This is a genomic window from Streptomyces sp. AF1A, assembly GCF_047340315.1.
Taxonomy (GTDB): domain Bacteria; phylum Actinomycetota; class Actinomycetes; order Streptomycetales; family Streptomycetaceae; genus Streptomyces.
The window spans coordinates 91740-117099 of sequence record NZ_JBLEBI010000004.1; the positions used below are offsets into that span (position 1 = coordinate 91740).

18 protein-coding genes are annotated in these 25360 nt (G+C 70.6%); 5 read left to right on the forward strand and 13 right to left on the reverse strand.

What is annotated here, in order from left to right:
• Window positions 1-59: 59 nt before the first annotated feature.
• On the reverse strand, window positions 60-1916 hold the full coding sequence (gene drmB, locus ACLU3S_RS02705) for a DrmB family protein (RefSeq protein ID WP_413950058.1): 1857 nt from the start codon (window positions 1914-1916) through the stop codon (window positions 60-62).
• Window positions 1913-5536, reverse strand: coding sequence for a DISARM system helicase DrmA (gene drmA / locus ACLU3S_RS02710; RefSeq protein WP_413950059.1), 3624 nt, complete (start codon window positions 5534-5536; stop codon window positions 1913-1915). The genes drmB and drmA overlap by 4 nt, the downstream gene beginning before the upstream one ends.
• Window positions 5537-5773: 237 nt before the next feature.
• Between drmA and ACLU3S_RS02715 the strand changes: the two genes are divergently transcribed.
• Window positions 5774-6427 (forward strand): DUF4365 domain-containing protein, encoded by a 654-nt coding sequence (locus ACLU3S_RS02715; protein WP_413950060.1) that lies wholly within the window; start codon window positions 5774-5776, stop codon window positions 6425-6427.
• Window positions 6424-7620: a hypothetical protein gene (locus tag ACLU3S_RS02720; protein ID WP_413950061.1), complete on the forward strand. Its 1197-nt coding sequence runs from the start codon at window positions 6424-6426 to the stop codon at window positions 7618-7620. Before ACLU3S_RS02715 ends, ACLU3S_RS02720 begins: the two co-directional genes overlap by 4 nt.
• A gap of 33 nt (window positions 7621-7653) precedes the next feature.
• On the opposite strand, the gene ACLU3S_RS02725 is transcribed toward ACLU3S_RS02720, so the two are convergent.
• From ACLU3S_RS02725 to ACLU3S_RS02745, 5 genes are all read right to left on the reverse strand, one after another.
• Window positions 7654-7911, reverse strand: a complete 258-nt coding sequence (locus ACLU3S_RS02725; RefSeq protein WP_413950062.1) for a hypothetical protein — start codon at window positions 7909-7911, stop codon at window positions 7654-7656.
• Complete coding sequence (locus tag ACLU3S_RS02730) at window positions 7908-8255, reverse strand: hypothetical protein (protein WP_413950063.1); 348 nt, start codon at window positions 8253-8255, stop codon at window positions 7908-7910. Before ACLU3S_RS02730 ends, ACLU3S_RS02725 begins: the two co-directional genes overlap by 4 nt.
• A gap of 19 nt (window positions 8256-8274) precedes the next feature.
• Window positions 8275-8943 (reverse strand): Uma2 family endonuclease, encoded by a 669-nt coding sequence (locus ACLU3S_RS02735; protein ID WP_413950064.1) that lies wholly within the window; start codon window positions 8941-8943, stop codon window positions 8275-8277.
• 47 nt (window positions 8944-8990) lie between these two features.
• Entirely contained in the window at window positions 8991-9869 is an 879-nt protein-coding gene (locus ACLU3S_RS02740) for a helix-turn-helix domain-containing protein (RefSeq protein WP_413950065.1), read from the reverse strand.
• Window positions 9870-10019: 150 nt separating this feature from the next.
• A complete protein-coding gene (locus tag ACLU3S_RS02745) occupies window positions 10020-10565 on the reverse strand; it encodes an ATP-binding protein (protein ID WP_413950066.1) in 546 nt (181 codons plus the stop codon).
• Window positions 10566-10721: 156 nt separating this feature from the next.
• On the opposite strand from ACLU3S_RS02745, the gene ACLU3S_RS02750 reads away from it, so the two are divergent.
• Complete coding sequence (locus tag ACLU3S_RS02750) at window positions 10722-11597, forward strand: helix-turn-helix domain-containing protein (protein WP_413950067.1); 876 nt, start codon at window positions 10722-10724, stop codon at window positions 11595-11597.
• Complete coding sequence (locus tag ACLU3S_RS02755; protein ID WP_413950068.1) at window positions 11594-11806, forward strand: DUF397 domain-containing protein; 213 nt, start codon at window positions 11594-11596, stop codon at window positions 11804-11806. Before ACLU3S_RS02750 ends, ACLU3S_RS02755 begins: the two co-directional genes overlap by 4 nt.
• 59 nt (window positions 11807-11865) lie before the next feature.
• On the opposite strand, the gene ACLU3S_RS02760 is transcribed toward ACLU3S_RS02755, so the two are convergent.
• From ACLU3S_RS02760 to ACLU3S_RS02785, 6 genes are all read right to left on the reverse strand, one after another.
• Window positions 11866-16047: an Eco57I restriction-modification methylase domain-containing protein gene (locus ACLU3S_RS02760; RefSeq protein WP_413950069.1), complete on the reverse strand. Its 4182-nt coding sequence runs from the start codon at window positions 16045-16047 to the stop codon at window positions 11866-11868.
• On the reverse strand, window positions 16047-19289 hold the full coding sequence (gene drmD, locus ACLU3S_RS02765; protein ID WP_413950070.1) for a DISARM system SNF2-like helicase DrmD: 3243 nt from the start codon (window positions 19287-19289) through the stop codon (window positions 16047-16049). Before drmD ends, ACLU3S_RS02760 begins: the two co-directional genes overlap by 1 nt.
• 318 nt (window positions 19290-19607) lie before the next feature.
• A complete protein-coding gene (metG, locus tag ACLU3S_RS02770) occupies window positions 19608-21224 on the reverse strand; it encodes a methionine--tRNA ligase (RefSeq protein ID WP_413950071.1) in 1617 nt (538 codons plus the stop codon).
• 110 nt (window positions 21225-21334) lie between these two features.
• The gene (locus tag ACLU3S_RS02775; protein ID WP_413950072.1) at window positions 21335-22987 is read right to left on the reverse strand and encodes a VWA domain-containing protein; all 1653 of its coding nucleotides are present in this window, start codon (window positions 22985-22987) and stop codon (window positions 21335-21337) included.
• A 98-nt stretch (window positions 22988-23085) separates the two neighbouring features.
• On the reverse strand, window positions 23086-24039 hold the full coding sequence (locus tag ACLU3S_RS02780; protein WP_413950073.1) for an endonuclease/exonuclease/phosphatase family protein: 954 nt from the start codon (window positions 24037-24039) through the stop codon (window positions 23086-23088).
• A gap of 103 nt (window positions 24040-24142) precedes the next feature.
• Window positions 24143-24943, reverse strand: a complete 801-nt coding sequence (locus ACLU3S_RS02785) for an alpha/beta fold hydrolase (RefSeq protein WP_413950074.1) — start codon at window positions 24941-24943, stop codon at window positions 24143-24145.
• An 87-nt stretch (window positions 24944-25030) separates the two neighbouring features.
• Here ACLU3S_RS02785 and ACLU3S_RS02790 point away from each other — a divergent pair.
• The coding region (locus tag ACLU3S_RS02790) for a GntR family transcriptional regulator (RefSeq protein WP_413950075.1) at window positions 25031-25360 on the forward strand (330 nt) is incomplete at its 3' end.

The window sequence follows — 25360 nt, forward strand, 5'->3', positions numbered from 1 at the left end:
ACCCGCCGGATGGGAGGGCCTGCTCGCTCTCTCCCGGTCCGGGGTCCCACTCGTCGGGTTCACGACCGGAACGCGCACTTGTCGTCCGCCAGTGTCTCCACCAGCAGCGCGCGGTCCAGGTAGTGGTTTCCCCGCTCACAGGACGTCTCCGCCGCGAACAGGCAGGCATGACAGGCCGCCCCGTGCAACCGGGCGTGGATGCGTGGATCATGTTCCGCGCACATCGGGTCCGAGCTGCACAGCCTTGCCTCTTCGAGGGCCTGGGCGATGGCCGGACCGAGGCGGTCACGGCGTCCGAGCGAGACCAGCCCGCCCAGGGTGCCCTCGCTGTCGGGGGCCGCGGTGTAGAGCAGGATGCCGGACATGGGGTCGGAGCCGGAGCGAGCGTAGATGCGCTCCGCTATGCCTGACGCGCCGTAGCCGCACTCGAGCGCGAACTGACGAATCAGCACATGGGCCAGGGTGTGCAGGAGTACGTACCTGATCCCGGGCCAGCGCGGTTCCACACCGCGGGCCAGGCACCAGTCCCGGTGTGCGTCCTTGAGGATCCCCTCCCGGGTGAGTACTGCTTCCCGGCGCTCCCACTCGGCCAGCTGCTGCTCCTTGAGAGCGAGGAACACGCCCTCACCCCTCAGCTCGGCACAGGGAACCCAGGTCGGGTCGTTGCGGCTCAGGGGCGCTCCGGGGCGGGTGCGCAGCTCCTCGTCCGGCAGCCATTCGGGGGCCTCGATCCGGGTGAAACCGGTGAGGGCCGACACTTCGCGCAGCCGGTGGACCAGGACCACGCTGTCCAGCCACTCGGCCGTCCCGTCGGGCACCAGCCGTTCCCGCACCGTGGTGAAGTCCGGCAACGCATGGTCGCCGGGGTGAGTGAAGGCCCGCCACTCGGGCGTGATGAGGTCGAATTCCTCGTCCTCTTCTTCAGGTGCCCCCGTGGCCGCCTGTGCTTCCTTGGTGATGGCCTTCCACACCGCGTCCGCCCCGTACTGCTCCAGCTCGGGCCAGCACGCCTGCGTGGGCAGCAGCATCTTCGCGGCCTCCGCAGGGACAGCAGCGAGCGGGGAAAGCAGACTCCAGTGCTCCTTGACCGCCTGGGTGAGCGGCTCTTCGGCGCGCGGAATGCTGAACACTTTCAATTGGGAGGCGAACCAGCTGTTGGTGGCGCCCAGCACCATCGTGCGTGCGAACTCGCGGCAACCGCCTGGTGCGAAGGTGCCGAGGTGCGGGTGGTGGCCGCGGCAGGCCGGCAGGTTGCTCTCCCCGGCCTGACCGATGGCGTCCGCCATGGAGCGGACCGCGCCGCAGGTGCAGCGCACGAAGACATTGGCGGCTTCGCCGGTGGTGCCCGACTCGGTCAGGCTCAGAGTGGGGTTGTCACAGGTGTCGCCGCCCTTGTGGACGAAGTAGACCCAGGGGAAGTCGTCCATGTGCCCGTCCTTGCAGGCGACCAGGAACCGGGCGGGCAGGGCCGTCGGCTGGCCCTTGCCCGGACCACCGCAGTTGGTGTGGACGTACTTGGTCTTCTCCGGCCGGTACAGGTTGGGCCGCAGCTGGAACAGGCCACTGGAAGCGGGCGCCAGCTGGTTGCACCGCTCGCGGGAGCAGCGCAGCCACCGGGGGAACAGGGCGACCGGCACGCCGGTCCTGGTCCAGTCGCCGTAGGGGTCGGCGGGATTCTCCGGCAGGTGGGGCGGGGTGCGCAGCGCGGTCACCGAGCCGCCGAGGCGGCGGCGTACGGCGGCCAGGAGGCGGTCCTCGGTCAGCGCACGGGCACGGGCCGGGTCCCAGTCGTCGAGGCCCATCACCATGGTCGAGAGGTTGGGCAGGTCGGTGACGGCGCCGATGCCGTAGGTGTGCAGGAGCTGGCTGGGCCGCAGTTCGCCCACGCGCAGTGCTTGGGTGGTGGGGCTGCTCATGTCCTCTCCCAGGGGTCGTCGTCACCGTCGGCCGGGCCGGCGTGGTCGTCGTCCTGCACACGCGGTGCGTAGGGCGGTTCCTCGTCGGCTTCCGGTCCTGTCACGCCTGTGAAGATCAGCCGGATCGGTGGTTCCACCTCGCGCAGTGAGGTGGGGCAGGTCATGAGCCGCCACGGCCCGCTGTCCGGCTCCAGCAGCAGCGGGGCGACATCGCCCTGCCGTTTGGCCGCGCGGTATCCGAGGACGGCGCCGGGTGCGCGGCGTTTCTGCTCCCAGTAGTCGAGGCGGGCGTCGAGCCGGGTCCGCACCTCGTTGACGACGTGCTGGTCGGCCAGGACGTCCCGGGCGCGCAGTTCCAGGGAGCGCACGGCATGGCTGACGACCTCGCCGCGGCGGTCCACCCACTGTGCGCCCCGGTTGGGGTTGTAGTCGGGCTTGAGGTTGCGGACGAGGGAGGCGAGGACACCGGTCAGACCCCGGTCCACGGCACGGTCGGCGAACGGAGTGACGGACAGGGCCTCGACGTGCTGGTAGATGCTGGCGTGGAAGGACTCGAACGTCTCGTAGTGCGAGAGGTCGCGCGGCCGGGCCCAGTTGAGGACGGTGAAGACGAGACCGGGTGCGCGGCGGCCGACGCGGCTGGTGGCCTGGATGTACTCGGCGGTCGACTTGGGCTGGTTGTTGACGACCATGACGCCGAGCCGGGCGACGTCGACACCGACGGCGATCATGTTGGTGGCGAGCAGGACGTCGATGGGCCGGGGGGATCCCTTGGGCCGGCGGCCGAACGCAAGGTCGAGTTTCGCCAGGATGTCGGGGATGGCCTCGGAGGCCATGCGGCTGGTCAGCTCGGCGGGTTCTCCGATACGGCGGGCGGCGAGTCCCCGGCGGTCGGCGCGCAGCAGCCTCGCCGACACGTCGTCCTCGACGAGCCGCCGCATGCCGCCGAGATCCCGCAGACTGTTGAAGTAGCCGACGAGGGTCATGTACGGGTCGGTCAGGTCGCTCGGACCGTAGGTGTCGTACAGGTACTGGGCGGCGGCGAGCTGGGCGACGAACACCCTGATCGCCACGGACTTGGTACGCACGCCCTGGGCGCAGATGCCCACGTAGCGGCGGCCGGGGGTCTCGGCGGTGTCGCGGCGCCGGGCGAAGAACGTGTCGTCGGCGTCGAGTCCGGACGGCGGGAAGACGGCCGTGCGGCGGGCGAAGAGATCGTGGATCTGCCGATCGGCGCGCCGCACGGTGGCCGTGGAGGCGATGACCTTCGGCCGCACGCTGCGGCCCGGTTCGGGCTCCCAGGTGGACAGCAGGTCCACGGCTGTCTCGTAGAGCCCGGTGAGGGAGCCGAGAGGACCGGAGATGAGATGCAGCTCGTCCTGGACGATCAGGTCCGGCGGGCGCACGCGCGGGGCGTCCACGGTGGAAGCGGCCTCGTGGCCGTTGCTTGGCGGATGGCTGGACGACTCCCAGTCGTTGTCGACGGCTGACGGTGTGACGTACCCGTGGCGCGTGCACCGGCGGGAGACCTGACCGAACAGGGCCTGCGTCTCGCCCCGCCAGGGCAGTTGGGCGAACTTGTCGACCGTGGCGATGACGAGGCTCGGCGGGAGGCGGTAGATCTCCTCGTCGACGACGAGGATCGGCAGTCCCTGCTGCTCGGCCGGCAGCCCGAAAGCGGCGGCCCCGAAGGGGCATTCGTAGGCGTCGGGGCAGGTGATGAAGGTGCGGCGCAGGGTGGGCTCCACGGCGATGTCGCGGCCCGCCTCCATCTTCGCCCCGCACCAGGGGCAGCTGGTGAGCTGGTGCGGTGAGCCCGTGCGTCCGAAGCCGCTGAACCCCTTGTCCTTCTTGCGTTCCTTGACCCAGTCGGCGGCCTGTTCGGTGGTGTTGGGGGTGACGCGGCCACCGACCCACAGACCGATGCGGAACGGGTTGTCGCCCCAGCGGGCGGGCTCCTCGCGGCGGATCACCTCGCAGGCGCAGATCAGTGCGGCGGCGCGCTGGAACTGCTGGATGGTGAGCAGACGCAGCGTGTACCGCATGATCACGGCCACGCCGTGCTCGGCGTCGAGCCCGCCGAGGTGCGGCTTGCGCCTGCGGATGGCGAGGGTGAACGCGGTCAGACCGAGGTAGGCCTCGGTCTTGCCGCCACCGGTGGGGAACCACAGCAGGTCGGCCAGCGCCCCGCGGTCGTCGGCCCGCTCGGGGTGGGCGGGGTCCGCGAGCGACGGGAGGTTGAGCAGCAGGAACGCCAGCTGGAAGGGACGCCAGCTGCGGTTCTCCGGCAGATCCGCGGCCCGGACCGCTTCGTCCAGCGACAGCGTGGGCGTACGGCGCCGGTCCCCCGCCGCGATGGTGTGCACACGCTGGTGCCACATGGCGCGGTTGGCGAACCGGAAGGAGTCGAGGGCGTCGGGGTCGTCCCGCAGCACGTCGATCCCGGCCTGGATGCGGTCGGCCGCCACACCGGCGAGCCGAAGATTCTCCAGGGCCTCGGCCCGGTAGGCGTCCAGGCCGGCGGCAGGGTCGTCGACGGACCGCCGCTGCCGCTCGATCCAGGACCGGTAGCCGTCGACGAGGGGCTGCAGCGCGGCCCGCAGGGGTGCCGCCTCCAGCCGGCTCAGCTCGCGCATGTCCAGCACGAGGTCACTGAGTTCGGGCAGGTCCGCGTCGCGCGGGTCACGGCGGGGGTCGGGGACGTCGGTGTTCGGGATCTCGTACGACGGGGTGGCCGTTGTGGACAGGCGCACGGCGCGCCGGGGATCCGCCGGGTCGGTCTCGGCGTGCACGCCGGTGCCGTGGCCGACGGCGAACTCGGGGTGGAAGCGGTAGGTCATGGCGAGCGAGCGCCGCTCGTCGTGGTCGTCGCCGGGCAGTTCGACGGCCCGGCGCGGCAGGAACGGTGCGGTGCCGGGAGCGCCCGTCACGGTCATCGAGGCCTGGAACATCCAATGGGTACAACCCGACTTGTTCTCCTGCCCGTTGACCAGGAACAGCGAGACCAGCCAGGAACCCTCGTGCAGCCGCGCCCGGCCGCGCACCACGATGTGGGGGAAGTCCCGGGGGTGCACCGGCTGGGCGGCGAGTCTGCCCTCCGCCAGCTTCACCGTGACGGTGCCCGAACAGGGCACCCGGCGCCACACCCGCCGGTGGTTCCCCTCGATCTCCGATTCGCCGCGCTCGTAGCGCGCCCAGGAGCAGTCGACCTTCAGTTCCTGGGTGTCGCGCGCCACCCGCAGGGTCAGTCCCAGCGTCGACGGGTGGAGGCTCGGCATGGAGGGCGCGGACGGGTCGGGGTCGCCGGCCTCGGGCTCCTGCTCGGGGGCCATGCCCGGCTCCTCGAGCGTCTCGGGCTCGACGACCTTGCCGACGGTCATCAGGTCGGGGCCGCCCTCCTCGCGGACACCGCCGGGTGCCAGCCGCCCGATGATGTAGTGATCCAGGGGGTTGCCCTCCGACAGCTCCTCCTGCTCGTCCCCGGTGGGGCCCAGGAGGTCGCGCACGACCAGCTCGGCGAGCTTGTCGCGCAGCTGCCGTTGTGTGGGCGCGGACAGCACTGGTGCGGCGGGGGCGGCGGTCGGCTCGGGATCGGGACCGGTGAGAGGCTGCTGGGTCACGGGCTCAGAGTAGGCGCGGGCACTGACATCGTGAACGGACTTCCCGTATCGGAGCCGGTCGGTGGGCCGACACCCGGTCGTTCCCGGGCCGTCTCGTGGGTCCGCTGCGGCCTGATTTCGATCAAGGATGTTGGCCGAAGCTGTGACCTTCGTTACCGTGCGTCCCGCGACGGGTACACAGGCGCATGAGAACCACGCGCGCGCCGGCGTGCGGTGTTTGGGGGTGAACGGCGGCAGATGACGGACAGCACGACCGGTGGCATCCCGCACCAGCAGCCGAACGACCTGCTGAAGCGCCTGTTCGCCCCGAAATCCACTGGGCCGAGCGGTCCCGCGTCCCCGCCCGCCTGGGTGCAGGGATCGCAGGGTTTCGGTGACAACGGTCATCGCGGCGCCTTCGGCGAGGAGTTCATCCGCATGCTGGCCACGGCGGCCAACCTCGACGTGACCCGCAAGGAGCGCGACCGGGTGGGAGTCGACTGGCAGTTGGGGTACGCGGGACGCCGGGGGACGCGTAGATATCCGGCCATCGAGGCACAGGTCAAGTGCACGTCGTCCCCGGACATCCACGACGATCACATCCGCTACCCGCTCAAGGTGAAGAACTACAACCAGCTGGCCGGCAACGACTACGAGATGCCCCGGTTCCTGTTCCTCGTGCTGGCTCCGGCGGACCCCCATGCCTGGTCGCACGCCACCGAAGAGCGGTTACGCCTGAGCCACGCCGCGTACTGGCTGTGCCTGCACGACCAGAAGCCCATCGCCCTCGACGACAACAAGTCCGGTTCGGGTACGCGCACGGTGTACGTCCCGCGTGCCAATCTGCTCACCGCCGACTCCTTGCACGACCTGTTCGCCGAGGACTACCGGGAGCTGGTGGGGGTGTCATGACGGTGATCACCGACGCGGAGTTCGAGCAGGCCGCGGCCCTCGCGCCCGAGGTCGTGCGGCGCTATCTGAGCGGCAAGGGCTGGAGCGCGGAGCGGGACCTGTCGGGCGCCGAGCTGTGGGAGTGGAGGCCGCGCGACGAGCCGGGCCCGCCGTACGAGCTGCTGGTGCCGGTGCGGCGGCGGCGCGACTACGCCGGCCGGGTCGCCGACATCCTGGAGACGCTGGCGGTGGTGGAGGCCAGGCCCGCCGGCGACATCCTGCGGGAGATGCGACTGCCGCCGGTGGACTGGCAGTTCCTCCGGCTGGTCCCGCCCGGCCCGTCGGGTACGGCGCCCCTCCTCGACCTGGTGTCGGCGCTGACCGGCTTGAAAGATCTGCACACGGCGGCGGCGTCCTCGGCACTCGGCCCCCGGGCCGTGCAGCCCGCGCAGAAGCCGCAGTCGGTGAAGGACCACGTGGCAGCGGTACGGCTGGACCAGACCCGCGTCGGCAGTTACGTCGTCGCCGCTCATGTCCCTTTGCCGGAGGGCCCCTATGGTGGGCACAACCGCAGGGGCCAGGGGTCGCTCTTCGACGAGACCGAGCTGACCCGGCAGAGGGCGCTGGCCGCGCAGCGGTCCGAGCCGTTCGCCCGCACGGTCTCCCGGATGCTGTACGCGGGCGTCACCTGCGCGCACAAGGCCGCCGAGCTGACCCTGGCCGGGGACTCCGTGCCACGCGTGGAGCACATGGCGGGTGCCGGCCTGTCGGCGAACCTCTGCGAGGCCCTGGTGAAGATCGCGGGCGAGGAGCGCCGCGACTTCTCGCTCTCCTTCGCGTGGTCGTCGGAACGGCCGGTGGAGCAGCCCTCACCGCCGGTTTCGATCACCCGACGTCACGTAGTGGCGCTGGAGGCCGTGGCGCAGGACCTGCGCGAGCGGCTGGGACGTGAGGAGGGCGCGGTTCTGCACGGGGTGGTGACCAAGCTGCACTGGGATGTGAACCCTCGTGAGGCGACGGTCTACGGTTCCTTCCTCCACGAGGACTCGCCACGGCATCGGAGTGTCCGGGTGGTGTTGCGGGCGGAAGACGTCGACAGGGCCACCGAGGCAGGGCGGAACGGGTGGGAGGTCACGGTCAGCGGTGACGTGGAGCCGCGGGGCACGGGCGTGCGGATGCGAGGGGTTCGGGAGTTCGTGGTCCGGCCGGAGTAGGGGCCTGGGCAGCAGTCGCCGAGGCGGCCGGACTCAGAACCCGAGGTAGGTGATCTGCACGACGTAGACACGCTCGCTGCGTACGACGACCTGGTAACCGAACCAGCCGCCGGGGACGATGATGTCGCCGCCCTTCGGGTCGATCCCTTCATGGGCACGCCCATGCATGTGGAGGGCTTCGGCCGCTCTGACCAGTTCGTCGGCCTTGCGTTCCACGGCGGTGAGGAAGTCTGCGGGGACAGTACGGGCGGCTTCTTCGGCGCCGAAGGCGTACTCCCACTTCCAGCTCACTCGCGCACTGCTTTCAGGGCCTCGTCGAGGACCGCGCTCAGCTCGCGGAGGGCTTCCCGCGCGATGTCCGGATCTTCGTGTTCCAGATTGCTCTGGGCCCGCGCGTAGCGGGTGGAGAGGTCCGGGCGGCGGGCGATTTCGATCTCCTTGGCCCAGATCAGGACCCAGCTCTGTACCGGGCTGAGTGATTGCCACTCGACTGCCTTGGCAAAAGCCTCGTCCTTCATGGCCTGCATCTCGTCCAGGCGGCCCGGTGCAACGACGGTAAGGGCTGCACGCAGGGCCTCGGGCGTGTGCTCGGGGCGGGGGATCAGCTCGCGTCCGTGGTCGGGCAGTGTGCTCATGGTGTCCTCCAGGAGTACCTCAGCCAGGGTATCGGGCCGGGCCTTCATCAGGAGGTGCTGTACGTCGTGGGCGGGGCTCACCACTGCTCGTCGCTTCTTCTTCGTATCGAGGCAGGCCCTCGGTGGAGATGGTCCAGTCGGCGATGGTGACGTCCTCGCCGTAGACGAAGTCCTTGCGGGTGGCGTAGCGGGGGCCGTCAGGAGTGGGGTGGATGTCGGTGAAGACGGCGCCCTCGCCCGTTCGGGGGTCGAAGATCGCGTAGACGGGGACGCCGATCAGGGGGTAGTCACGCAGCTTGGTGACCCAGTCGTTGTCCGGGTTGGAACGGGAGACGATCTCGACGGCGGCGAGGAGCGTACGAGGATCGAAGGACCCCTGCCCCTCCATGTCAGCCTCGGCGATCACCATGATGTCGGGACGGCGCATGATGCCTTCAGGCGCCATCTCGACGTCAGGTTCGCCCGCGTGCGCCACGATCTCCTCGGGCATGACCTTCTCCAGGCGCTTCCGAAGGCGCAGCGCGGTGAGCTCGTGCGGTCGCACAGGCGACATCATGTCGACGACGATTCCTTCTTTGGTGATCTCGAACTTGCCGGGGAGGGTGCCGTCCGTGGACTCCACGAAGTCGCGCATGGCCCGGTACAGGAGGGAAGCGCCCCGCTGCGCGTTGTCCGGTGCGATGGTCATGGCGCTCGCTCCTCGTCGTCTGTGCCCAGGGGCAAGGATCGTCGCTTTCATGCTAGGCGGCCTCCGGCATATCGATCGGATCGGCAGTCGCGGCAGCGGCCGGGGACGGGGGCGCGGAAGGGGCGGTCGCAGCCGTCGCAGGTCTGGAACGGGTGCCTGGGCTTTGGCGCCGGTGGGGCCGGGGGCCGGAACGGTGGCGGGGGCGGGAGCTGGGCGGCCAGGCGGTGGGCGAGGAGGGCGGCGGGGCGGATCAGGGGCTCGTTCGGCAGGTTCTCGGTCAGGGCGTGGCGTACGGCGGTGGGGGTGAGGTCGCGCTCCAGCCAGGCGGCGACGCCCGGGGCGAGGTGTTCGGCGTCGGTGGCGGAGAGGAGCAGGCGGGGGTCGTGGCGGCGGAGGCCGGCGAGGACGTCGACGGCTGTCTGGAGGAGGGCGGGGGCGGGGTACGACGGCTGGGGGACGGCGGGGAGGCGCCGCTTGCGGGGCGCGGGTTCGTCTGGGGACGTGCGCCGCGTGGGCCTGCGGGTGGCCGTCTCCCGGGCGGCGCGGTGGCCTGGCCTGTTGCAGGAGACCGTGCGGGTGACGATCCGGCCGGTGGGGGTGCGCTCGCGGGTGCGGCGCAGGTAGCCGTGGGTTTCGAGCTCCCGCAGGGCGGCGGCGATGCGGGTGGGGCCCTCGGGGAAGCGGGCGGCCAGGGTCTTGATGTCGACGGCGGTGCCCGGTCGGACGGACTGGATGTAGCAGGCCAGTCCGATGGCGAGCAGGGACAGCTCCCGGTGCTGGACCAGGTCGTTGCCGATCACCGTGAAGTTCTCGGTGTGGCGGACGTGGTCGTGGGTGACGCCGGCGATTGGCTGCCCGTCGGGGTGGTTCTTGCCCCGGATACGGGACTGGGCGCGCGCAGGCGCGCTAGGGTTTTCGGTGTCCATCGGGAAGCGCCTATCTTCCTCGGTGGTCAGGCCCTCGCACTGGGATGCCAGTCCCGGCGAGGGCCGTCGCATGTCTGGGGTGGTGTGCGTACTGCTGGCGCTGAGCGTAGGGCAGGCAACCGGTCCCAAATCCAGCCCACTTGGGCATATTCACTCGCGGGGGTGAGTTTGCCCGGCGGGAGGGAGGGGTGGGGCTTGGAAGGATTCTTTCTCCCCCGTGGGTAGTGCATAGGGAGCGCAGGTCGGACCGGAGCGTGGGCTTTCACGTTCCGGTGACTGCGGGGTGGGGAGGGTGAGTTCGGCCCAGACCGTCTTGCGGGGCGGCAGGCCGTGGGTGACTCCCCAGCGGTCGGCGAGAGCGGCGACGAGGGTCAGGCCGCGGCCGGATTCTTCGATGGGGTGGGCGCGCTGCGGGTGGGGTAGCCGGTCACCGCGTGTGTCCGTGACCTCGATGCGGAGGGTCTCGCCGACCACGTAGAGCAGGAGCTGGAAGTTGCGGCCAGGGACGCGTCCGTGGGTGGCGGCGTTGTTCGCCAGTTCGGCCACGATGAGCCGCGCCGGGTCCAAGGGGAGTTCCCAGGTGCGCAGTTGTTCCGTGGCGAGCAGTCGGGCGAGGCGTGCGCCTCGGGGGGTGGGGGACAGCAGGACGCTGAAGTTTCGGATGGGGCTGCCGGGTTGGGGGAGTTTCCGATTCACGTCACTCAGCGTGGCCGGATGTGCCTACCGTGGGGAGTGACGCCGTGGTTGCGTACGGTGACTGTCCGGTCGTTGTCCGGTGGTGTCCGGGCTTGTCGGGCCGTCGCGTACGGGTAGGGCGTGGCTGGTGCAAGGCGGTACGACGGAGGGGCGCGCATGTCAGTGGACGGCGAGGTTCGGCGGCTCAGGACCGAGGCTGACGAGCCGGGGTGGGAGGTGGACCCGGACGACGAGTGGGGCGTGGCGGTCGTCGCCACCGTGGGGCGGCAGCTGAAGCTGCGGCGGGAGGCGGTGGGGATGCGGGCCGGCGACTTCGGCAAGGCGGTGGGGTACGGCGAGGACCTCGTCTACAAGATCGAGAGCGGGAAGAGGATTCCCCGGCCCGAGTATCTGGACAGGGCGGACGAGGTGCTGGGGGCGGGTGGGCTGCTCGCCGCGATGAAGGAGGATGTGGCCAAGGTCCGGTATCCGAAGAAGGTGCGGGATCTGGCGCAGATGGAGGCCAAGGCGGTTGAGATCGGGCTGTACGAGTGCAACATCATCGCTGGGTTGTTGCAGACGCAGGAGCATGCACGATCCGTCATCGGGGCGGCGAAGCCGCCGTACTCGCCGGATGACGTGGAACGCATGGTCACGGCTCGTGTGGCCCGGCAGTCAGTATTCGAACGCGACCCGGCACCTGCGCTCAGTTTCGTCCTGGAAGAGGGCGTGCTGCGGCGCCCCATTGGGGGCAGAATGGTGTGGCGTCAGCAGCTCGAACGGTTGCTGGAGGTGGGGCGGTTGCACAACGTCGTACTCCAAGTGATGCCGATGAACTGTGACACCCACTCCGGACTGGACGGGCGTATTGAGCTGCTGAAGTTCGCGGATGGTACGGCGGTGGGCCGCTCGGACGGTGCGTTCAACGGTCGGCCAGTCCACGACCCCAAGCACCTGCGCATCCTCGAACTGCGGTATGGCACCATCCGGGCTCAGGCGCTCTCGCCCCGGGAGTCGCTGAACCTCATCGAGCAAATGCTGGGAGAAACATGATCCGCAAGGCCACTGCTGGGGACACCTCCGAGTTGGCGTGGTTCAAGAGCAGTTACAGCGGCGGCAACGACGGCAACTCCTGCGTAGAGGTCGCCCACGCTCCCGGCACCATTCACGTCCGTGACTCCAAGCACCGGGAGGTCGGTCCCAGCCTCGCGTTGGCGCCGGAGGCGTGGGCGGACTTCGTGGCGTACGCGTCCGAGATCTGAGCCATCGACTGACTCGCCCCGCACCTGGTGTCACCGGGCGCGGGGCATTGCCGTACGGCTCAGAAGAGCGCGTCAGGCTGCGCGAACAGCGCGCCGTCGTCGAAGTCCTCCGAAGCGGTGCTGGACTTACGCGCGGCGGCCTGAGCCTTCGCCTTGGCCTTGCGAGCGGCAGCGCGCCGCCGCTTAGCTTCGGGCGTGTGCAGGCCTTTCTCCACTTCTTCCTTGTAGCGGGCGTGGTTCAGCTCAAGGAGCCGATCCAGGATCTCGGTCTGGACGTCCGGGGCGATGGTGAAGCGAACGCCCTGGGGTGTGGTGTGGAACCCGTGCTTGAGATCGAGATCGGTCCAGCCGTATGCGTCGGCGACTGCATGGTCCACCGCGACATGTGCTTGCCGGATTTCATCGATGTCGGGAGCGGTTTCGGTCTCAGCGTGGACGAGCTTGTATGTAGGGGTGAGACCAATGTTCCGTGCAGACATTACTGTTCGTTGAGACCCCTCCAGTGCCTCCCCAGCAGCAATAAGCTGTGAGGTGTCGTTAGGGCGGGGGAAGGTTTCGTAGACGTCGCTGGGCGAGTAGTTCAGGTCAGCTTTCATAGTCGCCGAGTACTTCCAAGCCCAACTCGTATGGAAGGAACTGGACAGGATGGCCAGCTGGGCTGCGCTGTCAGTGGTAAAGGCGCAGAGCTTGTGTGCCAGTACCTGGTTCGCTGGCACCCGAAGAGGCATTACGGTGCTACTGACCAGAGCGATCACTATGACCTGCTTCATGTCTGCGATCGCTGAGTAGAGCTCTGGGCGGCTTCGCTCGTACTGCCACCAGTTTTCTCGCGCATGCTTGCTGTGTGTTACTTGCAGCCGAACAGGTTTGACCTCTCGCTCCACGATCTCGAAGACATCTGTATACTCGGCAGCCCTCTCTTGCGACCAGTCGTGGAAGTTGATAACCCACCGGCTTGCTTTGGCCCCAGGCTCCTGGTTCAGGTCCTTACCGATGAGGTACGGAAACAGTACCTCCGTGTTTCTTGGGTCCTTGGCAATGAGTTTTCGAGCCTGCTCAGGGAGCAGCACGAAACCCTTGCCCAGTACGTTCGACCCCTGAAACGACTGTGCCTCATTGGCCACCAAACGGTACGGCGTCCCCGATACGCGAGAAGCGGGATCCAGCCCCGGCGTGATCCCGCGCACTTCATTGCCGTCCAGAACCGGCGTTTCGCTCTTTCCGAGTTTCCTCGCCAGCCACAACAGCGACACGATCACCGCAGCCGTCCCCGACCAAGGCTGCGACTTCACCGCGCGATAAACGGCCCATTCCTTCGCCGTCGCCTGATCGAGCCCGACCTCACGCGTATCCCCCTGGGCGATCGTGTTGGTGGCGATGATCCCCGTACGGCTACTCGGCGCCAACGAGAGATTCCGCAACAGGAAGTACGAGCACAGATCCGCGCTTCCCCGCTTCCCGCCCCCAATCCGATTGACCAGGTACTCCCGATAGTCCTGGCCCAAAGCGCCCGTCAGCTTCTGCCCGCCCACAAACGGCGGATTCCCCACCACCGCATCAAACCCAGCGGCACCCCCCACCCCCATGACCTCAGGAAACTCCAACGGCCAATGCAACGGCCGAACCGCCTCCGCCCGAGGCCCCTTCAGCCACCCCTCCACGATCTCCCGCGCCTGCTCAGCCACAGCCTCCGCCGCAACCTCGTCCTCGTCCCCCAGCGCCGTAGCGACCAGCCCCGCCACTGCCTCCAGCCGGTACCGATACGCCCGGCTCTTCGCGTCCTCCTTGGCGTCCCGGAACCGCGCAGCTCCCCGCGCTCCGCCGACGTTCTCCTCACCGGAGATCTCGGAGGCCTCCTCGTCGGAAATGCCCTCGGCAGCGAGCGCGGCGCCTACCACGGCATCGGCCGCCAGCCGCAGCTTGCCGCTCAGGGCCTCCGCCTGCGCCAGCAGCTCGGCCTTGTCCCGCACAACGCGAATGTCCGTGACCGCCGTCGACTCGATCTGCCGTCGCAGTTCGGCCGCCCGCGACAGCAGCGACTCGGTGTTCTCCAGTGCCCGTGCGACCTCGGGGCTCAATTGCCGGTCCTGCCAGTCCAGATGGAACTGCTTGACCTGACGTACGTCGATCACGCCGATCAGCGAGTCCCCGCACCGCAGCGCGTGGTCCAGGAACGAGAACGGCCGTCCCTTCGCCAGCGTCACCAGCCACAGCGACAGCTTGGCCAGCTCTACCGCCATGGGGTCGCGGTCGACGCCGTACAGGCACTGGTCGGCCACCAACCGCCGGGCGATCTGGTGCAGTTGCTCGTGGTCCTCCCGGTCCACGTCCCGGGCGATCTCCGGCGGAAGCTCCGGCTCGCGCAGCCAGGCGTCCACCACCCGGTCCGCCAGGTACCGGCACGCCGACACCAGGAACGCGCCCGAACCCATCGCCGGGTCCAGCACCCGCAGCTTCAGCAGCTCCTCGGCCTTCTTCGGCCGCCAGACACCGGGGTCCGCGCCCTCCGCCGGACCCGGTGAGAAGCACAGCGGGGCCAGCGTGTGCTCCACGACCTCCTCCGCCAGCGCCTTCGGCGTGTAGTGGGTGCCGGTGTCCCGCCGGTTCCCCGACCGGACCATGATGACCGAGCCCGCCGGCCACACCTTGGGCTCGCCGCGCAGGTCCGTGCCGTACAGGCCGGAGAAGGCGACCGCCCGCTCGACGAGGGCCGGGTCGCTGCCGCACGCCGTCTCCAGTTCGACCGTCACCGTGCCCGACTTGGTCTGCGCCGCCGCCACCGTGGCCGGCTTCGTACCGGCCGCCGCCGCCACCTGCTCGGTGAGCGTCCCGGCCGCCGACCACTCCTCCAAGCGGGCCAGCGGCAGCACCGCCTCGTACTTCTTGTCCCGGCCGAAGGAGACCCCGACGTACGGCTCCTCCGCCCAGTGGCAGCCGTACTCCAGCAGACCCTCGTAGACGTGGCCGATCTGCTCGACGTCCAGGCCCTTGTAGGACAGGCGCTCCTTGCCCTTGAAGCCCTTGCGGGCGCGCAGGGTGAGGAGGGCGTCGAGGATCTCAAACACCACCCGGTCCGTGACCTTGGCCGGGACCAGCCAGGGGAAGCGGGACGGGTCGAAGAGCGAGCCGCCGTAGGGCGGGATCCACAGCTGGTCGTGTGTGCTGCCGCCGTGGATCGCGGCGAACACCGCGAGCAGGCGCGGCCAGGTCGCCTCCACCCGGTCGCCCAGCTCGTCGCCGTGCAGGCTCTGCGCCTTCGCCAGCTCGTCGTGGAGGGGGCCGACGGCGTACGAGGCGTCGTACAGCTCGTCCCCGGAGGGCAGCAGGCGCTGTTCCTCGGCGTAGAGGAGGAAGACGAGGCGCATCATCACGGTGAGCGCGCCCTCGTAGACCTGCTTGGCCGGTACGCCCCGCAGCAGTTCGCCGCCCGACTCGCGGTCCAGCCGGGACAGCTCCGCCACCAGCAGGGACACCGCCTCGCGCACCTGACGGCCCAGGGTGTCGGTGACCTCGGACTGGGCTTCGGCGGTGCGGGCGAACAGGCCCGCCGTGGAGTCGGTCGCCTTGCCCTCCGTGTCCTGCGGCGGGCGGATCACACGGCTCGCGGTGAGCAGACTGGTGAAGGCGCGGGCGAGGATCGGTTCCTCGGTCCACAGGTCCGCGTCGAAGACGGCGATCGTCGTCGCTTCCTTCGGGCGGGCGTGCACCAGGGCCCACTCGCGGCCGTTCGTCAGCAGGGCGAGCGGCACCTCGCGGGCGCGGCACAGCTCGGCCGCCCGGTCGGCGAGGCCCGGCTGTTCGCCGCGCGGGCGGTTGAGCGGGCCTTCCCAGTCGTCCGTGCGGAAGAACAGGGCGCGCGGGGCCAGCCCGCCGGACCGGCCGGGGCCGACCAGGACCGCGTCGGGCGTGTTCGCGCCGGCGCGGAGCGACTCGGGGATCGCCGCGCCCTCGCGCAGGCCGGGCGCCCGCCAGCCCAGCAGCTCCGTCAGCACGAACGTCTCCCAGGCGGAGCGCAGCAGCGCCGGGTCCTCCTGGACCTCCGCCCAGGCCTGCCGCAGCCGCTCCCACGTCTCCGGCGCGATCGTGTCCAGGCCCTGCGGGAACGCGCCGACCAGCACCGGCAGCGAGACGAACGGGCCGTCGGGGCGCAGCAGCCGCAGCCAGTCCTCGTGCTGCTGTGCCGGGGTGGGGACCGAGCCCTTCGGCGGAACCTTCCTGGCAGCGCGGGCGGCGGTCGGCATCAGCGGTTCTCCTGGCGGGCGGTGGCGGAGAGGGAACGGGGGACGAGGAAGGTCACGGCGACCGGGAACCAGCGGGGCGAGGGATCGGACCAGCGGCGGCGCAGCGCGGCCGTCTCCGACTCCGTCACCTCCGGCAGCCTCCGCAGCCGCTCCAGCAGCGCCTCGCGGTCGGCACGCAGCTGGCGGCGCTCGTCGTCGACGTCGAAGAGCGACTCCTGCTGCCAGTGCCCGGTGTCGTCGAGCCGCGCCCGGATCGAGCGGCCCAGGTCCTCCAGGACCGCGCGCATGCCTTCCACCTCCTGCTCGCAGCGTTCGGCGAGCATGGTCTCAAGGGAGCGGAAGCGACGGTTCGCCCGGGTGTTCAGGGCGCGCGCGAGACGGTCCTCCAGCCGGGGCCAGAGGTCGGTCAGCTCGGTGAGGACGCTCTCGGCCGGCAGCTCCTCCGTGGCCTCGGCCAGCCACGCGTCGACGTCCTCCATCTTCGCCGCGACGAACTTGCCGCCCTCGATCAGCCCTCCCGCCGTGATGACCTCCTCGTGCAGCCGCGTTCCGCCGCTGCCGGTGATGACCACACGGCCGTGCGCGACCACCGCCGGCCGGCGCAGCGCACCGTCCGGCACCACCCGGGCCGTCACCCGGGACAGGCGCGCCCCCGCGCCGCTCGCCCACAGCTCGGCCCGCAGCAGGCGCAGGCACATCTGCACCAGGCGGTGGCCCAGGTGCATGTGGACCACGTCGGTGCGGTCGCGGGCCTCCGCCTCGTCGAAGACGACAGGGCGCTCCGCGCCGGTGAGCGGGTGACGCAGGCCGTCGTTGCGGGCCCGCGCCCAGGCGCCGGGCAGCTCGGGCAGCCGGAAGCAGCGGGCGCCCCGGTCGGGCTGCGGGTCGGGAACCTCGACGAGGTCCTTGCGGTGGGCGAGCAGCAGGCCCGTGCGGACGACCCGTTCCACGGTCTCCGGGTGCAGGTGCAACTGCTGACGGCTGTCCGTCAGGGCGTCCACCAGGCGTTCCAGGTCGCGAGCCAGGTCGCGCTCGACCTTCAGGACGGCCTTGCCGGACCGCTTGGTGATCTCGGCGTCGGCGGTGGTCCAGCTCGAACGCCGGCCCAGCATCTTCTGCTCGACCTGGGCGGCGATCACCTCGCCCGCGCTGCCGAGGTCCTCCCGGATGCGCTCGGTCTTGCGGGCGGCGACGGCGAGGAAGTGCAGCTCGTCCTCCAGGGCGCCGTCCTCGTAGCCGGAGTCCGTCTGGTGGTCGTGGGCCGGATCGAAGCCCTGCCAGCCGCGCGGCACGAAGTGGTAGACGTCCACCTGGTCGGCCTTCTGCCCGTGCCGGTCCACCCGGCCGTTGCGCTGCTCCAGCCGGTTGGGGTTCCACGGGATCTCCCAGTGCAGCACCCGGTGGCAGTGCGCCTGGAGGTTGATGCCCTCGCTGGCCGCGTCGGTGCCGAGCAGGATGCGGACCGGGGACAGGTCGGGGCTCTCCTGGAAGACCTGCTTGACCTGCTCCCGCTCCTCCTGGTCCTGACCGCCGTAGAGCTGCGCGATCCGCTCCGCCGGATAGCCGGCCGCGATGAGCTGCCCGTACAGCCAGCGCTGGGTGTCGCGGTACTCGGTGAAGACGATCACCCGCTCCGGCTGCCAGTCGCCGAGCGGGCCGTCGGGGCAGACGATGCCGTCCAGCCACTCCCGGAAGCGGGCGAACTTGGCGTCCGGCCGCTTTCCGGCGTCCACGGCCCACGCGTCGAGTTCCTTGAGCAGCGTGTGCTCACGCTCGGAGAGCGGGCGCATGGCCTGGCGGGCGGCGGTCAGGGCGCGCGCCGCCGCCTCGGCCTGCTCCTGCTCGTCCTCCTCCTCGGCCTCCTCGACCCCGTCGATCAGGGGGCGCAGCACCCGTACGCTCGGGACCGGTTCGTGCGCGGGCCCGGTGGGGCGGGACGTCATCGTGTTCAGGTGAGTGCTGATCGTCTCAGCGAACGCCTTCGGTGACGACAGGAAGCGCTTCTTCAGCAGGGTGGTCACGAAGTCGGCGGCCGTCCGACCGGCCTTCCCGTCCCCCTGCCCGTCGCGACGCGAGCGCGCGTACTCCGCCAGCTTGGCGTACGCCTCGCGCGCCGAGTCGCTGTAGTCGACCTCCAGGGCGTGCGGCACGCGCCGGGGGAAGCGCGGCTTGCCGTTCCACAAGGGCGGCAGGTCGGACTTCATGCGGCGCACCATCACCCGGCGCAGCTGCTCCTCGGACGGCTTGACGCCACGGACGAACCGGTTGTCGTCGAGCAGTTCCAGAAGCGCGGTGAAAGACTCCAGGTAGCCGTTGTGCGGGGTCGCGGAGAGGAAGAGTCGGTGCTCGCAGTGCGGCGCGAGCAGCTTCACGGCCCGGGTGCGCTGCGAGTCCACCGCGTACTTCCCTGTGCCGGAAGGCGCGCAGGTGTGCACCTCGTCCACCACCAGCAGGTCGAACGCCCGCGGGTACTCCGGCACCGGCGGCAGCAGTTCCCGCAGCATCCGCAGCGGGCGTTCGCGCTTGAGCCAGTCGATGGAGACGATCAGGCGCGGGTGGTGGGTCCACGGGTTGGCGTAAAGACCGGCCGAACGGCGCAGCTCCCGCAGCATCCGCGTGTTGACGATGCGGAAGTCCAGACCGAACTTGTCGCGCATCTCGTCCCGCCACTGAAGCGTCAGGCCGGCAGGGCAGACGATCAGCATGGAGCGGGCGCGGTGGCGCAGCATCAGCTCCTGCATCACCAGACCGGCCTCGACCGTCTTGCCCAGACCGACGTCGTCCGCGATCAGCAGGTTCGTACGGGGCATGGACAGGGCGCGGACGACCGGGTCCAGCTGGTAGTCCTGGATCTCGACGCCCGAGCGGAACGGTGCCTGGAGGGCCGTCTTGTCGGCGGAGGCGATGGCACCCCAGCGCACCGCGTCCAGGAAGGCGTCCAGGCGGCCGGGGTCGTCGAATCCGCTCTTCGGCGAGGGCAGCTCGTACTGGTCGTGGACGTCCGTGGCCTGCTCCAGCTCCCAGACCACCCGCAGTTCCTCGTCCCGGCCGTCGCTCTCCAGCGACGACAGGGTGATCAGGTGGCTGGGAGCGGCGTCCGCTGCACGTGCCGGATCGTCGCTCGCGGCGGTCGAGCGGAGGACATCGGTGACGACCCAGGGGCGGTTGCGCACGGTCACTCGTTGACCCGGAGCCGGTACAGAGGACTGCATCGTGCCTGGATCCGCTGCCTGTGTGCGCATCGCGCTCGCCCCCCCCGGGCTGTTCCCAATGTGTCGTGACCAAACGATCGTAAGAGCTTGAAGGCAGGACGGGGGCGGTGATGTCCGTATTCCGGTCCGACGACCACCGCCTTCAAAATCGAAGCGGTCGGCCGTTTCGACGGGGACAACCGCTGTGCTTGTGCCGGATCGATGCTGTGCGCATCGAGGAACAGTCCCATGGGTGATCCCCCGAACAAGTGCGGCAGTCGAGTGGCCGTCACACGTCGGTGATCGGCGCAAAGCACGGGGCCCGGGAGAAGGGTTGTCTTCTCCCGGGCACCGGCCTGTTACAGGGTGTTACGCGGTCGGCTTCTCCTCCAGGCGGGGGAAGAGGACCGCGCCCTTGGTGACCGTCGAGCCGGCGGGGAGCTTGCCCCACTTGCCCGCGTCCTGGACCCGCTGTTCGGCCAGGGCGCCCAGGGAGGCGTCCGCGCCCAGGGAGTCCCAGAGCTTCTGGGAGGTCTCCGGCATGACCGGGTTGAGCAGGACGGCCACCGCGCGCAGGGACTCGGCCGCGGTGTAGAGGATGGTGGCGAGCCGGGCCCTGCCCTGCTCGGAGTCGTCCTTGGCCACCTTCCACGGCTCCTGCTCCGTGATGTAGCCGTTGACCTGCTTGATGAAGTCGAACACCGCCAGGATTCCGCCCTGGAAGTCCAGCTCCTCACCGATGCGGCGGTCCGCCTCGGCGACCGCCTTGGCGAGACCGTCGTGGATCGCCGCCTCGGCCGGGCCGTCGGCCGTGGCCGCGGGCAGCGTGCCCCCGAAGTACTTGCCGACCATGGCGGCCACGCGCGAGGCGAGGTTGCCGTAGTCGTTCGCCAGCTCGCTCGTGTAGCGGGCGGCGAAGTCCTCCCACGAGAAGGAGCCGTCCTGGCCGAAGGCGATGGCGCGCAGGAAGTACCAGCGGTAGGCGTCGACGCCGAAGTGCGAGGTGAGGTCCTGCGGCTTGATGCCGGTCAGGTTCGACTTGGACATCTTCTCGCCGCCGACCATCAGCCAGCCGTTCGCGGCGACCTTGCGCGGCAGCGGCAGGCCCTGCGCCATCAGCATCGCCGGCCAGATCACCGCGTGGAAGCGCAGGATGTCCTTGCCGACCAGGTGCACGTCGGCCGGGAAGGTGGACTCGAACTTCTCCGGGTTCTCGTTGTAGCCGACCGCCGTGGCGTAGTTCAGCAGCGCGTCGACCCACACGTAGATCACGTGCTTGTCGTCCCAGGGGATCGGAATGCCCCAGTCGAACGTCGAGCGGGAGATCGAGAGGTCCTGCAGGCCCTGGCGCACGAAGTTCACGACCTCGTTGCGCGCGGACTCGGGCTGGATGAAGCCGGGGTTCGCCTCATAGTGCGCGAGGAGCTTGTCGCCGTACTCGCTCAGCCGGAAGAAGTAGTTCTCCTCGCTGAGGATCTCCACGGGCTTCTTGTGGATCGGGCACAGCTTCTGGCCCGCGAACTCGCCCTCGCCGTCGAGCAGCTCGCCGGGGAGCTTGTACTCCTCGCAGCCGACGCAGTACGGGCCCTCGTAGCCGCCCTTGTAGACCTCGCCCTTGTCGTACAGGTCCTGCACGAACTCCTGGACGCGGTCGGTGTGCCGCTTCTGCGTGGTGCGGATGAAGTCGTCGTTCGCGATCTCCAGGTGCTCCCAGAGCGGCTTCCAGGCCTCGGTGACGAGCTTGTCCGCCCACTGCTGGGGCGTCACCCCGTTCGCCTCGGCCGTGCGCATGATCTTCTGACCGTGCTCGTCCGTGCCGGTGAGGTACCACACCTTCTCGCCGCGCTGACGGTGCCAGCGCGTGAGCACGTCGCCTGCGACGGTCGTGTAGGCGTGGCCCAGGTGAGGAGCGTCGTTGACGTAGTAGATGGGCGTGGAGACGTAGTACGCCTTCCCCGCCTGCTTCTCGGATCCAGTGGCCGCCATAAGGCGAAATCCTACTGGGCCCGCCGAGATCGACTCACACGCGTTTCGGGGGGCGGACGCGGTGGTCCACCCCCCGGGGAACGTGCTTACGAGCGTACGAGCTCACGTGCTCACGGGCGCCAGGCGGCGAGCACGCCCTCGTACAGCTCGGTGTCCGTCAGCTCGCGCGGGGTGGGGCCCGCGTGGAAGAAGGACGCGTTGGCGGTCTTCAGCTTGCGCAGGTAGTCGAAGGCCTTGTTGTCGTGCTCACCGAACGCCACGAAGGAGAAGAAGACGCCGGGGTGCGTGTCCGCGGCCGCGGTGAGCGCCTGGGTCGCCGGGGTCTTCGCGTCCGGGGCGCCGTCGGTCTGGAAGACGACGAGGGCGGGGGTGCGGGGGTTCGCGGTCCCGTCCGTGTGCTTGCCGTAGTGGGCGAGTACGGCCTCCACGGCGGCGTGGTAGCTGGTACGGCCCATGCGGCCGAGGCCGGCGTGCACGTCGTCGATCTTCGTCTCGTGGTCCGGGGCGAGGGTGAGGTCGGTGGTGCCGTCGACCTCGGTGGAGAAGAAGACGACGTGGACCGTGGCCTCCGGGTCCAGGTGGGCGGCCAGGGCGAGGGTCTGGTCGGCGAGGGCCTGCGCGGAGCCGTCCTTGTAGTACGGGCGCATGCTCGCGGAGCGGTCCAGCACGAGGTAGACCTTGGCTCGGGCGCCGGTGAGGCCGGACTTCTCGAGGGCGGTGGTGGCGGCCTTGTAGGCGGTGGCGAGGGAGGGGGTGCGGGACTTCACCTTGGTGAGGGGGGTGGCGGGCTTCGACTCCTCTGCCGTCGCGTCGGCGGGGGTGGCCTCCGCCTCGGCTTCGCCTTCGGTGTCCGTGCTCCCGGCCGCGTCAGCCGTGTGGCTCTCGTCGTCGGCTGCGGGGGTCCCCTGCGGGGTGTCCTCGCCTTCGGCGGCTTGCGGCTCGTTCGGGTCCTCGGCCGGTACGGCGGCCTCGTCCGCCGACGCGGTCACCGGTTCCTCGGCCGGTTCCGGGGCGGCGGTCTCCGTCTGCGCGGCGTGCGGTTCCGGGGTCGGCGCGGGGACCGCTTCGGTCTCCGGCTCGGCCTCAGCCTCGTCCTCGGCCTTCGGCGCAGTCTCGGCCCCGGCTGGCTGGATGTCGGCCTCGGCCTGCGGCCCGGCTTCCTTCTCGGCCTCCGCCTCCGCTTGGACGCCGGCCTCCGCCTCCGCCTCGGGCTCCTGCTGCGCCTCCGGCTCGGCCTCCTCCGTGGCCTCGGTCGCGGCCTCGACGCCGGCCCCGGCCTCCGGCTCAGCCTTCTCCGCCTTGGCCTCCGGCTCAGCCTTCTCCGCCTCGGCCTCCGGCTCAGGCTCCTCCTTGGCCTCAGCCCCGGTCTCGGCCTCGGCCTCCGCCTGGATGCCGGCCTGGGCCTCCGCATCGGCCTCCTTCTCCGCCTCCGGCTCGGCGCTGACCCCGGCCGTCGCCGGCTCGCGGTCCTCCTCGGCCCCGGTCGCCGGCTCGGGCATCGCTCCCGCGGCGGTCTCGGGCCTCTCCTCGGCCGTCTCCGGGGACTGTGCGGGGTGCGGCACCTTGACGCTGTCGAAGGCGGCGGTCACCAGGTCGTGCTCCCCGGCGTCCGCGTGGTCGTGGTCCCCGGCCTCCGCGTGGCGGGGCTCGGGGAGCGTGGGGGTCGAGGGCTGCGAAGTGAGTTGGTCCGCACCCTCTGCCTCGGCGGCCCGGGACTTGCGTGAGCGGCCGAATGCGTTCCGCAGGAGAGTGAGAATGCCCATGTTCGCAACCCTTCGCGAGGTGTAACCGTCAATTGCTGGCCAGGACGGACACGTAAGGTTAGCGGCCCCGGGTTCGCTCAGTGCGGGGACGCGAGTCCTCACCGCTGGTACAGCGTGAGGTCGGCCACCAGCGCGCGGTGGTCGCTGCCGGTCACCCGCAGGAAGCGGGCGGCGGTGGCGCCGAAGTCGCGGGAGACCAGGACGTGGTCGATCTGGGCCCCGATGACGGAGGCGGTGCGCGCGGGCCAGCTGGGCGTGCGGTCGTGCCCGGCGAGGCGGGCGGCGTCGGTCAGACCGGTGTCCAGGATGCGGCGGAAGGCCGCGTGGTCCTGGGTGGCGTTGAAGTCGCCCGCGAGGATGGTGGGGGTGCCCCGGCCGGCGGCGGCGAACTCGCGCAGCCGGCCCAGTTCGCGGCGCCACAGGCCGACCTGGCGGGGCAGCGGGGGCATGGGATGGGCGAGCTGGAGACGTACGGCGTGGCCGCGGACGTCGGCGACGGCGCCGGGCATGCCCAGGGTGCCGGGGACACCGGCCGTCGGCTTCAGGGGGTAGCGGCTGAGGATGAGGGAGCCGTGGGAGCCGGCCGCGCGGACGGCCTGCCGGTAGGGGTAGACGGTGGCGAAGTCGCCGTCCAGGGTGTCCTGGCAGGTGTCCTCGCACTCCTCCACGAAGACCACGTCCGGGCGCCGGTCGCGGATCAGCGGCACCAGTGCGGGGGTGCCCCGGCCGGACTCGACGTTCGAGGTGAGCACGCGGAGGGTCGCGACGGGCGGTCCGTCGGGTTCGCCGGTCCTGCCGTACGGATCCAGGTACCAGGCGAGCAGGCCCAGCACGGCGATCCCCCACACCAGGCCCGTCCACCAGCGGGCGAGCAGCGCGCACAGCAGGGCGAAGCCGGTGGGGGCCAGCAGCCAGGGCAGGAAGGCGAGCAGCTGGGGTACGGGGGTGACGCCGTCGGTGCCGGCGACGCGACAGCCGACGACCGCGCTCACCCCGGCCAGCAGCAGCCCGGCGCACCAGGCGCCGGTCCTGCCCCCACGGCTTCGCGTCATACGGCCTGCCCGCGGTCCGGTCGGTGGCCACCCCGGTGCGTGCGGCCCGGCCCGGCCCCCGGGTGACGCGTCGGGGACGGCGGCTGCGACCGGCGGGGTCGGTTCACGGGGCCGAGCCTACGAGGGGGCCGTCGAGGCGCGCCAGGAAATCCCCGAGGACGCGGTTGAACTCCGCGGGCCGCTCCAGGTTCGGCAGGTGGGCGGCGCCCTCGACGACGTGGAGCGCGGAGTCGGGCAGGGCCGCGTGCATCGCCTCGGCGTCGGAGACGGGCGTGTAGGTGTCGTCGGCGCCGACCACGACCAGCGCCGGCACGGTGACCCGGGTCAGCAGGGCGCGGTAGTCGGGGCGTTCGGCCCGGCCGCGCAGGGACGCGGCGGCGCCCTCGGGGGCCGTGGCCGTCATCATGCGGTGCACGTGGGCCTTGACCCCGGGGTGCGCGTACGGGGCGACCATGCGTTCGAGCACCTCGTCGGCGTAGCCCCGCATGCCCTCGGCGAGCAGCCGGTCGGCCATCGCGTTGCGGCCCTGCCGGCCCTCGGGGGTCTCGGGGTCGGGGAAGGTGTCGGCGAGGACCAGGCCGCGGATCCGGTCGCCGAGGCGGTCGTAGCACTCCATGGCGATCTGGCCGCCCATCGACAGGCCCGCGAGGACGAAGGCGTCCACGTCCAGCAGGTCCAGGAGGTCCGCGAGGTCCCGGGCGTGGCGGGAGAGCGGGACCGTGCCGGGGGTCACGGGGGAGGCGCCGTACCCGCGCAGGTCGGGGGCGATCACCCGGCGGGCGGCGGAGAACTCCGCGAGCTGCGGGTCCCACATCGTGCGGTCGAAGGGGTGGCCGTGGACGAGGAGCAGAGGGATCCGGCCGGTTCCGGGGTCTCTGTCCGTGTATGCGAGGAACGGGGGCATGGCAGCGACCCTAGGGTCCTCAACTCGTCGGTGCAATAAGATCTTTGCTCTCGGTGCAATCCACCGCGGCATGCGACAGGGGGACTTGTGGACGACTACCGGGGCATCGCCGACCGAATCGCCGCCGACATCACCGGCGGACGGCTCCGGCCCGGTCAACGGCTGCCGCCGCAGCGGGCGTTCGCCAGACGGCACGGCATCGCGCCGTCGACGGCGGGCCGCGTGTACGCCGAACTCGTGCGCCGCGGGCTGGTGGTGGGCGAGGTCGGGCGCGGGACGTTCGTGCGGGCCACCGAGCCGGACCGGCAGCCGGGGCACGCCCTGACCGAGGCGGCCGGCGCCGCCTCCGTGAACCTGGAGCTGAACTACCCGAGCGCGCCCGGTCAGCCGGAGCTGCTGGCCCCGGCCCTCGCGCCG

Bases quoted from the DNA above. Each gene is read 5' to 3' on its own strand.
- drmB (WP_413950058.1), bottom strand. From the start codon at position 1,916: ATGAGCAGCCCCACCACCCAAGCACTGCGCGTGGGCGAACTGCGGCCC.
- ACLU3S_RS02715 (WP_413950060.1), top strand. From the start codon at position 5,774: ATGACGGACAGCACGACCGGTGGCATCCCGCACCAGCAGCCGAACGAC.
- ACLU3S_RS02720 (WP_413950061.1), top strand. From the start codon at position 6,424: ATGACGGTGATCACCGACGCGGAGTTCGAGCAGGCCGCGGCCCTCGCG.
- ACLU3S_RS02730 (WP_413950063.1), bottom strand. From the start codon at position 8,255: ATGAGCACACTGCCCGACCACGGACGCGAGCTGATCCCCCGCCCCGAG.
- ACLU3S_RS02735 (WP_413950064.1), bottom strand. From the start codon at position 8,943: ATGACCATCGCACCGGACAACGCGCAGCGGGGCGCTTCCCTCCTGTAC.
- ACLU3S_RS02740 (WP_413950065.1), bottom strand. From the start codon at position 9,869: ATGGACACCGAAAACCCTAGCGCGCCTGCGCGCGCCCAGTCCCGTATC.
- ACLU3S_RS02750 (WP_413950067.1), top strand. From the start codon at position 10,722: ATGTCAGTGGACGGCGAGGTTCGGCGGCTCAGGACCGAGGCTGACGAG.
- ACLU3S_RS02755 (WP_413950068.1), top strand. From the start codon at position 11,594: ATGATCCGCAAGGCCACTGCTGGGGACACCTCCGAGTTGGCGTGGTTC.
- ACLU3S_RS02760 (WP_413950069.1), bottom strand. From the start codon at position 16,047: ATGCCGACCGCCGCCCGCGCTGCCAGGAAGGTTCCGCCGAAGGGCTCG.
- drmD (WP_413950070.1), bottom strand. From the start codon at position 19,289: ATGCGCACACAGGCAGCGGATCCAGGCACGATGCAGTCCTCTGTACCG.
- metG (WP_413950071.1), bottom strand. From the start codon at position 21,224: ATGGCGGCCACTGGATCCGAGAAGCAGGCGGGGAAGGCGTACTACGTC.
- ACLU3S_RS02775 (WP_413950072.1), bottom strand. From the start codon at position 22,987: ATGGGCATTCTCACTCTCCTGCGGAACGCATTCGGCCGCTCACGCAAG.
- ACLU3S_RS02780 (WP_413950073.1), bottom strand. From the start codon at position 24,039: ATGACGCGAAGCCGTGGGGGCAGGACCGGCGCCTGGTGCGCCGGGCTG.
- ACLU3S_RS02785 (WP_413950074.1), bottom strand. From the start codon at position 24,943: ATGCCCCCGTTCCTCGCATACACGGACAGAGACCCCGGAACCGGCCGG.